The following is a 13,920-nucleotide window of genomic DNA, read 5'->3' on the forward strand; positions in this document are numbered from 1 at the left end:
CGACCCACCCGGGTGTCACTCGTAGCGGAGGGCGTCCCCAGGGCGAAGGCTTGAGGCTCGCCGCAGGGGGGCGAGGATGGCAAGCCAGGACAGTGCCAGCGTCGGCAGGAGGGCGAGCGGCGGATAGGAGGCCGGGAAGCTGTAGGGTACTGAGCCGAAGTGGAACACCGAGGTGACGACTTCGACGAGTATCCGGCCGATGATCCAGCCGAGCGGCACGGCCAGCAGCCAGCCCAGGACGGCGACGGAGAGCGCCTCGGAGCGGAAGATGCCCTGGATGTCGCGGGAACGTGCGCCGAGCGAGCGAAGCACGCCGATCTCCCGCGTGCGTTCGATGACGTTCATGGTCATGAGGTTGACGAGGCCGATGAGCCCGATAGCGACAATCGGCACGCCGATGACGGCGAGCACACCAGTGAGAGTGTTGTTCGCGGCGAGGTTGGCGGCCTTTTCGACGTAGTGGATCTCGTTGGAAACCGGGTACCCGGCTGCGCCAAGGGTGTCTTCGGCCCGGGCCGCCAGTGAATCGATCGCGGCCTCGTCCCGGCTCCTGGATGCCACCCAGAAGGCGTTGGTGTCGGTGCGGCCGAGCAGCTCCTGGAAGGTGGAGAGGGGGATGAAGATGGTGGTCGCGTTGTTCATGAGCACGCCGTCGATTCCGACGATTTCAAGCTCCACGGGCCCGCGAGCGCTCTCGGCGAGGAGGATATCCCCCACCTTGAGCCCGGACGTGGCAGCCAGGGCACGGCCGATGACGGCGACGGCGGCGCGACTTTCGCCGTCTTCGGGCCGCAGCCAGCGGCCGGACTCGATGTTCGGGGTGTAGAGCGAGCCGTCGGCGGGGATGCCCCAGGACTCGTACTGCACACCGTCGACGCGAAGGTCGTTATAGAGGAGCGGATGGGATTTCTCGACGCCATCGATGCCCTGGATGATCCCTCCGGCGCGGTCGTCGAGCGGGACGTTGGAGTTCTGCGAGACGACGAGGTCCCAATCCATGGTGTCCCACGTATCGGCAGTCACCGAACTGACGGTGACACCGAGCGCGAGAAGGCCCAGGGCAACGCCCACGGCGAGTCCGACCTGGATCGCGGTGCCGGCGGCGCGGGCCTTTCGGCGGGCGATGTTGCGAAGACCGATGCCGGCCGTGGTCGGCAGTGGCACGTGGCGAAGGACGCGGCTGATGCCATCGCCGGACGCGGCGGTCGTGGCCTGGAGACCTTCGCGGACGGGAATCGCCGTGCCGCGAAGCAGCGCGGGGATGGAGGCCAGGGTGGTCCCGACGAGCCCGACGGCGAAGCTGCCAATGACAATCGGCCAGGCGATCCCCCAACCCGGGGCAATACCGAGGAACTCGCCGCCGATGACGCCCGCCAGCCAGTTGCTGAAGGGGATGCCGACGAGGGCGCCGAGGAGAGATCCGGCAACCGCGAGCATGACCGCGGTGCGGAGGAACGAGAGTGCAACCTGGCGTCGTCGTCCGCCAATGGCCTTCATGATCGCGATCTCGCGGCGCTGCTCTGCGACCATCGTTGTCATGGTGTTCGAAATGAGGGCGACGGCTGAGACGAGAGCGAGCACGCCGCCGACGTAGAACAGCGTGGCGAAGTTGTTGAAGACTTCCTCTCCGGGCCACGTGCCCGTGGGGCGCGAATCCGGGAGGTTGGTGAACACGACCTCCGGGTGGTGTTGCGTGAGCCACTCCTGGAGCGCCAGCGTGGCAGGCCCGGCGCTCTCCGGGTCGCGAAGGCGGATGTCGATCGAGTTGAATCCGCCTGCGCCCGCGAGCGCGTTCACTGTGGCCTGAGGTACGTAGAGGACGACCTCTTCATCTGTGGCGATCTGGGAGAACTCGAGGGTGCGGCCCGCGCCGGTGATCCTGAGCGGGTGCAGCCCGCCGTTGGCGTCTTCCACCTGCAGGGTCTCGCCGGCGCCCGCGCGGAGGCGCCCGCTGCGGCGGTTCTGCGGGTCGGTGAGTCCCTCGCCTTCGGCGGGCAAGGCTCCTTGCTCCAACTGGACGACGTTGACGGCCTGGCGGGCGAAATCCTCGACGCCGACGAGGAGCACGTCTTCGCGGCGATCCCCGATCCGGAGGCGCGTCTGGTAGGTGGTGCGGAAGTCGATGGCTTCCACGCCGGGGACGGCCCGGAGGCCGGCGGCTTCGTCGGGAGTGAGGACGAGGTCGTCCGTGAAGAGCCGGATGTCGTGGAGGCGGTCCTGGTCGATTCGGTCGGCCATGGCGCTATCCATCAGGAAGGGGAGGGCGAAGAGTCCAAGGCCGGCGACGGCGCTGGCGATGGTGGCGACGGTGAAGAGCGACCGGGCCCAGCGGCGGCGGATGTCTTGCCAGGACTTGCGGGTGAGTGTGCTCATCGGAGGCGCCGATCGCTCTCGATCCGGCCGTCGCGGATGCTGATGGAGCGCGATGCACGTTCGGCGAGGCCCCGGTCGTGGGTGACGTAGACGATCGTCATCCCATCGCGGTTCAGCCGGTCCAGCAGGGAGAGGACCATCTCGGCGCTCTCGGAGTCGAGGTTGCCGGTGGGCTCGTCGCAAACCAGAAGGACCGGGTCACAGGCGAGAGCGCGGGCGATGGCGACGCGCTGTTGTTCGCCGCCGGAGAGTTCGGAGGGAAGGTGTTCGAGCTTGTCGCCGAGGCCAACCAGACCGAGATGCCGGCGGCCGCGCTCGGCTCGCTCGCGACCGCTATGGAGACGGGCGAAATCCATGGGGAGGACGGCGTTTTCGAGCGCCGTGAGGGTGGGGAGGAGCTGGAAGAACTGGAAAACGATGCCCACGCGCTTCCCGCGCCAGGCGGCGAGTTTCTCCTCGCTCATGGTATCGATGCGCTGGCCGTCGACGGAGACCGTGCCAGCGGTGGGCCTGTCGATGCCGGTGACGATGTTGAGGATGGTGGATTTGCCGCTGCCGGAGGGTCCGACGACGGAGACCATTTCGCCGGGCTCGATCGCAAGGTCGATGCCACGGAGGGCGGGGAACGAAAGGCGGCCGGTTCGGTACACCTTCTCGACGCCCGCCAGGGTGATCAGGGGAGCAGTGGTGGAGAGGGACTTCGGTGGTGCAGAGAGGGTAGCCTGCATGGCAACACATCCTTGTGACGAATCGCGCTTACCGTATCTTTCCGTTCGGAGCGCGGAATCGCCCAAAGGAGTGAGCCCGGGGCCTACCTTCAGGCATCAGCCTTCCGGGTTACGGCGCCGGCAGGAGCATGCGGAACACGCTTCCGTGACCTTCTTCACTTTCGGCTTCGAGCCAGCCGCCGTGGGCCCGGACAATGCTGAGGGAGGTGGAGAGGCCCAGACCCGTGCCCTTGCCGACGCCTTTCGTCGTGAAGAAGGGGTCGAAGATGCGCTGGAGTACGTCACGGGACATGCCAAGGCCTGTGTCAGCGACGACGATCTCGTGGTAGCGCCCGGGCCCCAGACCGCGCTGTTGCCAGACGGCCTCCGGCGCGATTTCGCGAATAGTGCGGGTCACGTGGATGGTGCCGCCGTCCGGCATCGCATCGCCCGCGTTCAGGAAGAGGTTCACCAGCACCTGTTGGAGCGACCCGAAGTCGCCGACCACTCCTTCGTCTTCGGTCCCCCGCTCGAACCGGAGTTCCACTTCGGGCCCGAGGGTGCGCTGGACCAGGCTGGCGGTTTCCTTGAAGAGGTCTTCCAGGGAGAGCAGGTCGTGGGATTCCAGGCCGGGCCGGCTGAAACCGAGTAGACGGCGGACGAGGTCGGCTCCGCGTTCGGCAGCGACTTTCGAATCGGTGGTGTAGTCGACCAGCGGGCTCCCCTCCGGGAGTTCCTTCTTCATGAGGTAGAGGTTCCCGAGGATGGTGGTCAGCAGGTTGTTGAAGTCGTGCGCGATGCCGCCGGCAAGGACTCCGAGACTTTCGAGCTTCTGCGCCTGGAGGAGGGCCGCTTCAGCCCGCCGGCGGTCCGTGACATCGCGTGCCGAACCGATGATGCGGTAGCAACGGCCGCTTTCATCGAACAACGGGGTGAGGTGGGTGACGACCTCCGTGCGGAGACCCGGACGGTCGACGACGTTCTCGTACTCGATCGCTTCGCCAGTGGCCTCTGCCTGGCGGTAGCGCTCCAGGGCGGCGTCGGCGGCGCGGGCGGTGAGGAACTCGTGGAGGGTCTTGCCGGTCATCTTCGAGAGGTCGATCCCGAGGAGTGCCTGGGTGCGGGGGTTCGCCATGCGCACGCGGTAGGCGCCGTCTTCTTCGCGGTCCATGACCCAGACGGCGTCTGAAGTGCCCTCGACGACGGCACGGTAGTTGGCCTCGGATTCGGCTAGTGCGCGTTCACGTGCCCGCGAACGGCTGATGTCGCGGCTCAGGCAGATAATCCGGCTGCTCCTGCCCGCCTCATCGATGACCGGGGTCATGTTCGTAATCGCATGGGCGGCGAGGCCGTTCCAGACGACCTGGGTCTCGTATTCGTGGGGATGGCCGGTAGACGCCACCTCGTTATAGCGGCCGATCGAGCGGTCCGCTGCCTCGCCGGCGAGGGTCCCCGCGGCGACCAGCTGGTCGAACGTGAGGTCAAGCACCTGTTCGGCCACCATGCCGGTCTGTCTCAAATAGGAGGAGTTCACGAACGTGCATCGCCACTCGCCGTCGAGGCCGCGGTCCATGATCCACATCGGGTCCGGGACCGTTTCGACGACGACGCGGTAGGCTTCGGAGGCTTTGCGACGCTCGGTGACGTCGCGCGCGACCATCTGGACGGCGGCTTCGCCTTGCCAGCTGGTTGCGCTGGCTATGGTCTCTATCCAGATGACTTCTCCATCGCAGCGCCGGATCTCCATCTCGACCGAAGCAACCGGCTGGCCCTGGCGGACCAGGTTCATGCGTTCGTTGGCCACCTCCTGGTGGCCGGGGAGGACGAAGTCGAGAATGTTGTGGCCGACGAGGTCGGACTGTTCGGCGGCGCGCATCATCAGCATTCCGGCGGGGTTCACGTACTGCACCAGTCCGCCTCGATGGATGGCAATGAGGTCGGGCGAGAGTTCAACGAGATTGCGGAATCGCTCTTCGCTCTCGCGCAGTGCCTCCTCGGCGCGGACCCGGGCATCGACTTCGGTGACGGTACCGACGGCGCCAATCACGCGGCCGTCGTCGTCCAGGGCGGGCACTGCCTGGGCTATCACCCAGATGCTCCGGCCGTCGGGGCGGAGGATGCGGAATTCGACGTCGAGGTTCTGCTCGTCGCGCATGCTCTTCGCCTGCTCGCCGGCGACGCGTTCGCGATCGTCGGGATGGACTGCACGAATCCACCCATACCCGAGGGATTCCCCTTCCGTGAGGCCCGAGAGTTCACACCAGCGGGGGTTCACCCCGACGCATCGCCCCTGCATGTCCGCCCGGAAAATGCCGACAGGAAAGGTCCGCGCTCGGGTGGCACGTTCCAACTGGGTTCCGGAGCCGGTTGCGTCATTGCTCATGCGCTTCCTGGAGCCGCCGTCGGCCGAGACGGAAGCATAGCGAATAATCGCGATACGTATCGCTCGGGGAAATCCCCACTCTCGGGCTGCGAGGGACTACCAGGCGGCCCCGCAGCCGTTCAGGCCCGGGCAGTCAGGAGCCCGCGAACCCGCTCGATCTTCTCGGCGGAGACGCCCTGCGAGAGGAAGAAGGCCTCGGAGCTCCCGTACTTCTCGTGAAGGAGCTCGATGAACCCCGCCATCTTTTCCGGGGGCGTGGCAAGGCGAGCCCGGATTTCCTCGTCGGTCCCCTGGAGGTCGCGACCGCTGGAGCGGAGGTAAGCAAGGAGGCGATCGATGCTGAGGTCGCTGAGGCCGTATTCATGAGCGATGTCTTCGGGAGACGCGCCGAGCACGTCCATGATCATGCCGATGAGGACACCGGTCCGATCCTTGCCCGCGGTGCAATGCACGAGGAACGGGTAGTTCTCTTCTTCGGCAAACAGCTCGAAGGCGCGCGCAAGCTTGTCTCCCCCGATCTCGAGGTAGTGCATGTACCGGCCGGGCGAGATACCCGCGCCGTAGAGGCCATTGAGCTCGGCGATGAGGTCTTCCTGGCGGACATGGTCCGGGAAGATGGAGTTGAGGAAGACGCGGTCCTCGAGGGGATGGGGACCATGGCGCAGGGCGATCTCGTCGCCGTGGCGTAAGTCCAGCACGGTGCGGAGGCCGAGTTCCTCGGCGAGCCAGGCGGCATCGGCCGCGGTCATCTGTTCGAGTGCGCCGGAGCGGTAGATGCGCTCTCCGCGGATGGCGCCGCCGCCGGAGAGGCGGTAGGGGCCGACTTCGCGGAAGTTGTGGATGCCTTCGGGCTCGCGGAGAGTGGAGGGAGTTGTCATTTGCCTGAGGATAATGCGTGGACGTTAGCGTTGCAGTGTTGCTTACCCGTTCGGGCGGGGAAGTGCGGACGAAGGGTCGTTCCCGTCCAGCGCCGGGCGAGGGAACCTGTTGATGGTGAGACCACCTGGAGGCCAACCATGACCACGGAAGCTACGAGACCCGACCCGTTCATGACCGGGGATCGGCGGCACCGGCGGATCGCGTACCGGGCGACCTTCGCACGGCCGTTCGACCACGAAGACACCGACCTCATCGAAGGGCTCTACCGGGATCCCGAAGGCGAGGCCATCGGGAAGGCCATCCTGGAACAACGGCGGCATGAGGCGCCCCAGGCCTTCCTGGTCATCCCCGAAGAGGAGATCCCGCTGGTGCATGTCGAGGCCCGACTCGACGACGACCCCCGCGTCGGTTCGTACGACCAGGTGTTCGCACTGCTCTACGGGTCCGATGAGACGCCAGGACGCGGCGTCCGGGAGACCGGCGAGAAGTGGGACGACGGGGAACTGGTGGCGTTCGCATTCGAAAGTGACGAGGAGGCACTGGAGGCGCAGGCGTAGCTCAATAGATCACCTCCATCCGGAGGCCTCTTGCATCCACGGACGGGGTCGCGGGCAGGCTGACACATGTACCGTCGGCCAATCGACGGGCCGACCACGCAAGGGCGGCGGCATCGAGGACGTCGTCTGCTGCCGTGCCACGGAAGAGGCGCGACGCCTCCGCCAGAGCAGGCAGGGCGAGCCCGGGGAGGGCGGCTTCGAGTGCTGCCCGCCGCTCTTCGAAGCCTGCGGGCGTCCGCTTCGAGAACTGCATCGGCGTTCCATGGATTGCCGTGAAACACGCCTCCGGATGCGCCTCGCGCACCCGCTCCTGCAGGCCCGGTGACATGGCCGTATCGACTTCGCGGATCTTCGGAGTGATGGCGAACGCCTGCGCGGAGAGGCTCTTCCCGGTCGTCGCAATTGAGACAGTGCGCGCAGAGGCGTAATCGGGACAGGCGAGTACGGCGCGGCAGGGGGCCGGGAAGACGCTCGCTGAACGGGGGCCGATGAACTTCCGTGCGAGGACGTCGCACTCCCGTGTCCCGTCGTGAAGCCCGATCGGGATGTCGATGGCGATCGCGGCAGCGTCTCCCAGCGCGCGTAAGAGCGCCGCGAAGGTGGAGAAGACAGCGAACGAGATTGCCGGCGTGGAGGGCTCGACCACCGCGGCGACCCAGCCAGCCTTGCAGCCATCGCCGCCAACGACCGTCACGCGCGGAGTCTACGCTGCGGCAGAATCTCCGAGGCAGACGCGGCAGGGCCGCAAGTTCCCGGGGAGTGCGGCCCGGGGCGCCGTCGAGGAGCCCGCGAGCCGCCGGCCGACGGCACACGCCTCCAGGTGATAGGCGGTGGCGCGCTTACCGGCGCTGAAGACGTAGACGGCTTCCTCCGGGGGCGCGGGGGTGGGCATCGATGCTTCGTCGTCGCGCCGGACGATCGAGGCCAGCCGCAGGCGCACATCAGGAGGAGCGAGGGAAACGCCGCGCACCGCGATCCGGCGGTCGATCTGTGCCGGGTCATGGCCAAGACGGCTGGCGAGGGCGCGCAGGCTCTTGCTCGCCGCAGACTTCGGATGGCTGACGGTGAGCGGGGCGCCGAGCTGGGTCGAACGGGGCATGGAGCGGTCATAGGGGACTTCCCAGATGGACTCACGTTCGAGGATTTCGGCGGCATCGCCGGTGGAGAACCCGGCGACAGGGTCGATGTGGTTCGCGACGACGACGGTGCGCGCGGGGCTTACGCCTTCGTGCTCCATCTCGCGCAGCATCAGCGTGGTGTTGCGCAGGCTGGCGAATTCCAGGGTGGTGGTTACGAGGGTGACATCGGCGATGTTGAGCGCCGCCATCACCGTGTCGTTCAGGACGCACGGTGTGTCGATGAGCACGTAGTCGAACGCCCGGGACGCGAAGGCGATGAGGCTCTCGATATCGGCCGGCGCGGCCGGCAGCCGTTCGGCGAAGCTCTGGGGGGCGCCGAGCAGGAAGACGCCGGAGTCGTGCATCGAGAGGTTCCTCTTGAACGTCTCGAACTCGAACTCGGCCTGGTCGCGTGAGGCGCGCGAGGTGGAGATGTTGGTGTTGAGGTCCATGAGGATGCCGGCGTCGCCGAAATCCGGGTCCAGGTCGATGAGCAGCACGGAACCGCGGTTTTCGTGGGCGAGGCTGCTCGCGAGATTGACCGAAATGGTGGTCTTGCCGATGCCGCCCTTCTGGCCCGCAACAACCACAACGCTGCCGGAGTCTCGCAGAGGGGTGTGCGGCGCGGCCGGCAGGACGGCGTCGATGACGGCGCGCATCTCGCTTTCGGAAACGGGCGTATCGATCAGGTACTTCGCGCCCGCGGCGATGGCCTTGCGGTAGGCGTGCGTGTCCGCTTCGTCGGCGAAGCCAACGATGACGGCATCCGGGGCTGCGCTGGCGACTTCTTCCACCGTCTGGATGGCGCGAGGCAGGGGCTCTTCGAAGGAGACGAAGACCAATCGCACGGCGGCCTTGGCGAGGGCGGAAATGGCGGCAATTCCGTGAGGGCCGTTGACCGTGATCTCGTGCCCGGCGCCGGTCAGGAGTCCTGAAAGCAGATCCCGCCGGGCTTCGGCGTTGTCGATGAGCGCGACGCTCGGGCGTGGTTCCATTTGCCGCTGTCTCCCCGCGATCCACGGCCGGCCGCCCCGGGACGGCGAACAGCCTGACACGTTTACATTCGATCGGTTGGGGCGTGGAGAAGAGGGCGAACGTGAGAATTAATTCATGTGAGGCAAAAAAACGGCCAGCGAGGGCGCCAGGTCGCGGGCTATCGCTGCTGAGCCAGCACTTCGCGGACCTTCGCGGCCAGCGCCTCGCGCGTGTACGGCTTCTGAAGGAGCACGAACGGTGGGAGCGCACCGCCGCCTCCGACGGCCTCGGCCGAATAGCCGGAGACGAAGAGGCACCGCATTGCCGGGCGCAGATCTTGCAGGTGCGCCAGGAGGTCCAGCCCGTTCATCCCGGGCATCATCATGTCGCTCACCATGAGGTCAATGTTCGAACGCGTTTCCTGCACGAGACGGATGGCCGCCTCCGGTGATTCGGCTGTGAGGACGGTATAGCCCAGGCTGCCGAGGAGCCTGGCGGTCAGGCGGAGAAGGGCCGGCTCGTCCTCGACGAGGAGGATCGTTTCGCCCGGCGCCGCACCCTCCGCCTCGTCGGGGGTGGAAGTGGCGGAGGCCGGCGGGATCGGGTGGATGGGCAGGTAGACACTGACACGGGTGCCCGCGCCGGGACGGGTTTTGAGCGAGACAAAACCGTGGTTCTGCTGGGCGATGCCGTACACCGTTGCGAGGCCAAGGCCGGTGCCTTCGCCCAGCGGTTTCGTTGTGAAGAACGGCTCGAAGGCACGGGTGCGGATCGCTTCGGACATCCCGGGGCCATCGTCGCTGACGGAGAGGACAACGTACGTGCCGGGGGCGGCTTCGCCGATCGTTGTCGCATCCGGACCCGTAACCTCGACAACCTCCGCGGAAACCGCGATGGCGCCGGCGCCGGCGAGGGCATCGCGAGCGTTCACGACGAGGTTTGCCAGTATCTGGTCCACCTGGCCTGCGTCGACGTAAACGGGACAGGGCTGCGAGGCGGGATTCCAGGAGAGCTGCGTATCGGCACGGATCAGGCGGCCGAGCATTTTCATCATCGGCGGCACTGCTTCGTTCAGGTCCAGGTAGGCCGGCGAGATGAGCTGCTTGCGGGCAAAGGCAAGGAGCTGGCGCGTGAGATCGGCCGACCGCCGGGCCGCGCGGATGATCTCCGCGATCTCGTCCTGGGCGGGACTGGATGTATCGAGCGATTGAAGGGCGAGCTCGGCGGAGGCAAGGATGACGCCGAGCATGTTGTTGAAGTCGTGGGCGACGCCTCCGGCGAGCTGGCCGATAGCTTCCATCTTCTGGGCCTGGGCAAGCTGGGCCTCGAGGCGGGAGCGTTCTGCTTCGGCCTCCTTCCGCTCACTGATGTCCCGGACATCGAAGACCATGCCCCTGGGCTGTCCCGCTGCATCACGGAGGAATTCCCCCATGACTTCGACCTTGAAGATTGCGCCGTCGGCTCGGACCCCGTCGTACTCGTCCGGATGGCGGTTGGACCAATCGGTGCCGCGGACTGCGATCCCTGCGATGTTGGCGCGGGCGCGGTCATGGTCCTCGGGGGTGATGAACTCGAATATCGACCGGCCAATCAGTTCATCGAGGGCCGGGTGCCCGAACATCTTCAGCCCCGCGGGAGACGACATCTGGATGTGCCCCTGCATATCGGTAACCACGACGGCATCGGGAGAGGAATTGAGGATCGCACGGTAGAGGCCTTCGCTCTCCCTGATGGCCTCCTCGCTCCTCCGGCGTTCGGTTACATCGCGCGCGATCTGAAGGATCTCGAAAATCCGGTCGCCGTCGTGGTAACCGCGCCCGCGAATCTCCAGCCAGATCCGGTCGCCCGGGCGTGTCACTACCTGGACGTCGAGCCGGTCGATCGTGTTCCCCGCGAGTATTTCGGCGAACCGGCTGGCAACGTAGAGCTGATCTTCCGGTGCCACGAGGTCGAAGGCGGAGCGCCCGATCAATTCATGCGGCTCGTAGCCGACGGCTTCGCAGGTGGCGGCGTTGACGGAGGTGAAACGGGCATCGGGGCTGAGCGTCCAGATGAGGTCCGTCGCCTGGTCCACGTAGGACCGGAACTTCTGCTCACTCTGGTGCACCGCCGCTTCAGCTTCCGCTCTCACCGTGACATCGCGCATGTTGTGGACTATCCCCGACACGGAGGGGTCTGCCAGCAGGTTGTTGGACGCCGCCTCCATGACGCGCCATGTGCCATCGGCGTGACGCGCGCGGAGGACCGTGGGGTCTCGCACGCCGGGTGTTGCAACGGCCCGCGCGAAGGACTCCCCCACGTGGGAGGCATCATCCGGGTGGACGAACGAGAGGATGCTTTTCCCCACGACAGAGGCGGGACGGTAACCAAGGACGCGCTCCACGCTCGGTGAGACGTACTGAAGGATCCCTTCGCCGTTCGAGACGGTGATGACATCGAAACTGTTGTGCACCAGCGCGCGAAGGAGCGCGCCCGGGTCATCCGGGTCCATCCGCGTATTGTGCCCCGCACGGGCGTCTCGCACAGGCGGGATCTCCCTAAGAAATTCGGCGGGTGGAGATCACGTCCAGACGGCGGTGACGACGGCGTCGGCGGGGTGGTTGTGGTCGCCGGTATCGACGATGGCGCGGCTTCCGGCGGTCATATCGGCGGCGGCGATGGCGCGGTTGGTGGGGACGTCGACGGTCTGGGCGGGGGAGCCGTCCAGGCGGACGGTGGCTATCCATGTGCCAGAGTCGAAGCTGACGATCAGGGCTCTGAGTGTGGCCATCGAACCTTGGTAGTAAGGGGGGGCTGCGGCGGCCGGGGGGGTTGTCCGGGACCGCGTCGGGGTTGAGTCGGACCGGCGAAGCCGAGGTCGAGCACGGAGTTGTAGACGGGCGCGCCGGTGGCGGGGCCGCGACGGAAGTCGACGCCTCGGCCTATGACGCGGTAGAAGTTGTTGAGCGAAGCCCACGGGTAGGTCTCATCGGGGAGCGACGGCACGATGGCGACAAAGAGGACATCGTAGAGCTCGATGGCGGATTGCAGGGGGGTGACGAGCTGGGCGCGCGGCTGGACAGCGAAGCGGCGATGAAAGCCGCGTTCGGCGGCGGCAGTCGCCTTGCTGTCGTCGTCGGCGCTGAGGTCGCGGGTGATGGCGAGCACGGGGTCGCTGGTCCAAGGCTCGTCGGCGACGACGCTGCCGAGCTCGTGGAGGAACGTATCGGCGTAGCGGTCCGGGCCGACGGCGCGGTGCCAGTTGGGCCGGCGCTCGTCGAAGCGCTCGAAGCTGAGGATGTGGCTGTAGTCATCGACGTAGGCGTCGGACATTGGGAAGACGAAAGCGCCGTCGGTGGCGTCGGCTGCGGCGATGCGGGGGGGGGGGGGGGGGGGGGGGGTGGGGTGGCCGCAGGGGGGCAGGGCGTTGGCACGGCGTCACGGGTTGGCGGACACGAGCCGTCGAGTGTCTGCCAACCGGGTTTTCGAGCCCCTAGGTGCGCACGACGTTGTAATAGACGCGGATGCTCTTTCCGACGGTCGATTTCGCCATCTTCTTCGTCGTGGTCTTCGCGATCGCCTGGACGATCCGGCCGTACCACCTCTGGTGGCGCGTCTTCCTCGTGGCGGCGAGCTGGTTCTTCTACGGATTCTGGGAACCCGCCTTCGTGCTGCTCCTGGTTGGGTCGACGGCGGCGAACTGGGCGATCGGGCACGACCTCTCGAGGATGAAGGATGTCGACGGCCGGCTGAACGCGCCCGGGCGGGCACTCCTGGCCTTCGGAGTGGCGCTAAACCTGGCGACGCTGGGGTACTTCAAGTACTACGGCTTCTTCGCGGAGGAGATCAACGACCTCTTCGGACTGGTGGGCGCGGGTGAAGTCATCCCCCTTCGCCAGATCACGCTGCCGGTGGCGATCTCGTTCTTCACATTCCACGCGATCAGCTACCTGGTGGACATCGCTCGGAACGACATCGAAGAACCGATGTCGCCGCTCGACTTCTCGCTCTACCTTTCGTTCTTCCCGCACCTCGTCGCGGGGCCGATTGTGCGGGTCACGGAATTCGCACCGCAGATCCGGGAACCCCTGGGCGAACGGCTGGTGCTGGCCGTACCGGCCTTTCAATTGATCGTCTTCGGGCTGTTCAAGAAGGTCGTGATTTCGAGCTACCTGGCGAACGAGATAGCCGACCCCGTTTTCGCGGCTCCGGGGCAGTACGGATCGCTGGAGATCCTGGTGGGGGTCTATGCCTACGCCATCCAGATCTTCGCGGACTTTTCCGGCTACACCGATATTGCGATCGGCTGCGCCTTGCTGCTCGGGGTGAAGTTCCCCCAGAACTTCGACCAGCCGTACCGGGCGCTTTCGCTGCAGGACTTCTGGCGGCGCTGGCACATGACGCTCTCGCGCTGGCTTCGGGACTACCTCTACATCCCGCTTGGTGGCAACCGGGGGACGAAGGCGTTCATCTACCGCAACCTGGCGCTCACGATGATCTTCGGCGGGCTCTGGCATGGGGCGGCGTTGACGTTCGTCGCCTGGGGGGCCATCCACGGCTTCGGGCTCGTCATCGAGCGCGAGCTGCGCGAACGCTACGAGGGAAGGCTGGGCCGCTTTGCCGTGGTCTGGCAGTGGCTGATCACGTTCCACGTTGTCTGTCTCGCCTGGATATTCTTCCGCGCGGAGACCTTCGGGACGGCATGGGAGATGTTGTGGCGCGTCCTCACGGCCTGGGACGGCGCAGGCACGTTGAGCCCGTTGTTGTTGATCGTCATCGCCGGCAGCATTGCCTCTCAGTTCCTGCCGGACCGGCTTTCCGGAAGCTTGCGGATCTCTTTCTCGCGGCTGGCGCCGGCGGCCCAGGCGGCTACGCTGGCGGTGGCGCTGGTCGCGATCGACATACTCGGCCCGGAGGGCGTCTCGCCCTTCATCTACTTCCAGTTCTGA

The 13,920-nt window shown here is 66.5% G+C and carries 11 protein-coding genes; 2 read left to right on the forward strand and 9 right to left on the reverse strand.

Annotation, left to right across the window (positions count from 1 at the left end; translation table 11 throughout):
* Positions 1 to 15: 15 nt before the first annotated feature.
* From IPG14_RS15110 to IPG14_RS15125, 4 genes are all read right to left on the reverse strand, one after another.
* Entirely contained in the window at positions 16 to 2,373 is a 2,358-nt protein-coding gene (locus IPG14_RS15110) for an FtsX-like permease family protein (RefSeq protein ID WP_343392368.1), read from the reverse strand.
* Positions 2,370 to 3,101 carry an ABC transporter ATP-binding protein gene (locus IPG14_RS15115; RefSeq protein WP_343392369.1) on the reverse strand — a complete coding sequence of 244 codons (732 nt, stop codon included), beginning with the start codon at positions 3,099 to 3,101 and terminating at the stop codon, positions 2,370 to 2,372. The genes IPG14_RS15110 and IPG14_RS15115 overlap by 4 nt, the downstream gene beginning before the upstream one ends.
* Positions 3,102 to 3,210: 109 nt before the next feature.
* Positions 3,211 to 5,463 carry a PAS domain S-box protein gene (locus IPG14_RS15120; RefSeq protein WP_343392370.1) on the reverse strand — a complete coding sequence of 751 codons (2,253 nt, stop codon included), beginning with the start codon at positions 5,461 to 5,463 and terminating at the stop codon, positions 3,211 to 3,213.
* Positions 5,464 to 5,582: 119 nt separating this feature from the next.
* The gene (locus IPG14_RS15125) at positions 5,583 to 6,341 is read right to left on the reverse strand and encodes a tyrosine-protein phosphatase (protein ID WP_343386370.1); all 759 of its coding nucleotides are present in this window, start codon (positions 6,339 to 6,341) and stop codon (positions 5,583 to 5,585) included.
* Between the two features lie 138 nt (positions 6,342 to 6,479).
* Here IPG14_RS15125 and IPG14_RS15130 point away from each other — a divergent pair, with 138 nt between their 5' ends.
* Complete coding sequence (locus IPG14_RS15130) at positions 6,480 to 6,899, forward strand: hypothetical protein (protein WP_343386371.1); 420 nt, start codon at positions 6,480 to 6,482, stop codon at positions 6,897 to 6,899.
* A gap of 1 nt (position 6,900) precedes the next feature.
* Here IPG14_RS15130 and IPG14_RS15135 read toward each other — a convergent pair whose 3' ends face one another.
* The 5 genes from IPG14_RS15135 to IPG14_RS15155 form a co-directional block, all read right to left on the reverse strand.
* Complete coding sequence (locus tag IPG14_RS15135; RefSeq protein WP_343392371.1) at positions 6,901 to 7,593, reverse strand: DUF429 domain-containing protein; 693 nt, start codon at positions 7,591 to 7,593, stop codon at positions 6,901 to 6,903.
* A 9-nt stretch (positions 7,594 to 7,602) separates the two neighbouring features.
* Positions 7,603 to 9,012 carry an AAA family ATPase gene (locus tag IPG14_RS15140; protein ID WP_343392372.1) on the reverse strand — a complete coding sequence of 470 codons (1,410 nt, stop codon included), beginning with the start codon at positions 9,010 to 9,012 and terminating at the stop codon, positions 7,603 to 7,605.
* A 158-nt stretch (positions 9,013 to 9,170) separates the two neighbouring features.
* A complete protein-coding gene (locus IPG14_RS15145) occupies positions 9,171 to 11,483 on the reverse strand; it encodes a PAS domain S-box protein (protein WP_343392373.1) in 2,313 nt (770 codons plus the stop codon).
* Between the two features lie 69 nt (positions 11,484 to 11,552).
* Positions 11,553 to 11,762 carry a hypothetical protein gene (locus IPG14_RS15150; RefSeq protein WP_343386375.1) on the reverse strand — a complete coding sequence of 70 codons (210 nt, stop codon included), beginning with the start codon at positions 11,760 to 11,762 and terminating at the stop codon, positions 11,553 to 11,555.
* Positions 11,741 to 12,304, reverse strand: a complete 564-nt coding sequence (locus IPG14_RS15155) for a hypothetical protein (protein WP_343392374.1) — start codon at positions 12,302 to 12,304, stop codon at positions 11,741 to 11,743. The genes IPG14_RS15150 and IPG14_RS15155 overlap by 22 nt, the downstream gene beginning before the upstream one ends.
* Before the next feature lie 191 nt (positions 12,305 to 12,495).
* On the opposite strand from IPG14_RS15155, the gene IPG14_RS15160 reads away from it, so the two are divergent.
* Complete coding sequence (locus IPG14_RS15160) at positions 12,496 to 13,920, forward strand: MBOAT family O-acyltransferase (protein WP_343392375.1); 1,425 nt, start codon at positions 12,496 to 12,498, stop codon at positions 13,918 to 13,920.

This window comes from Candidatus Amarobacter glycogenicus, from assembly GCF_016704105.1.
Classification (GTDB): domain Bacteria; phylum Chloroflexota; class Dehalococcoidia; order Tepidiformales; family Tepidiformaceae; genus Amarobacter; species Amarobacter glycogenicus.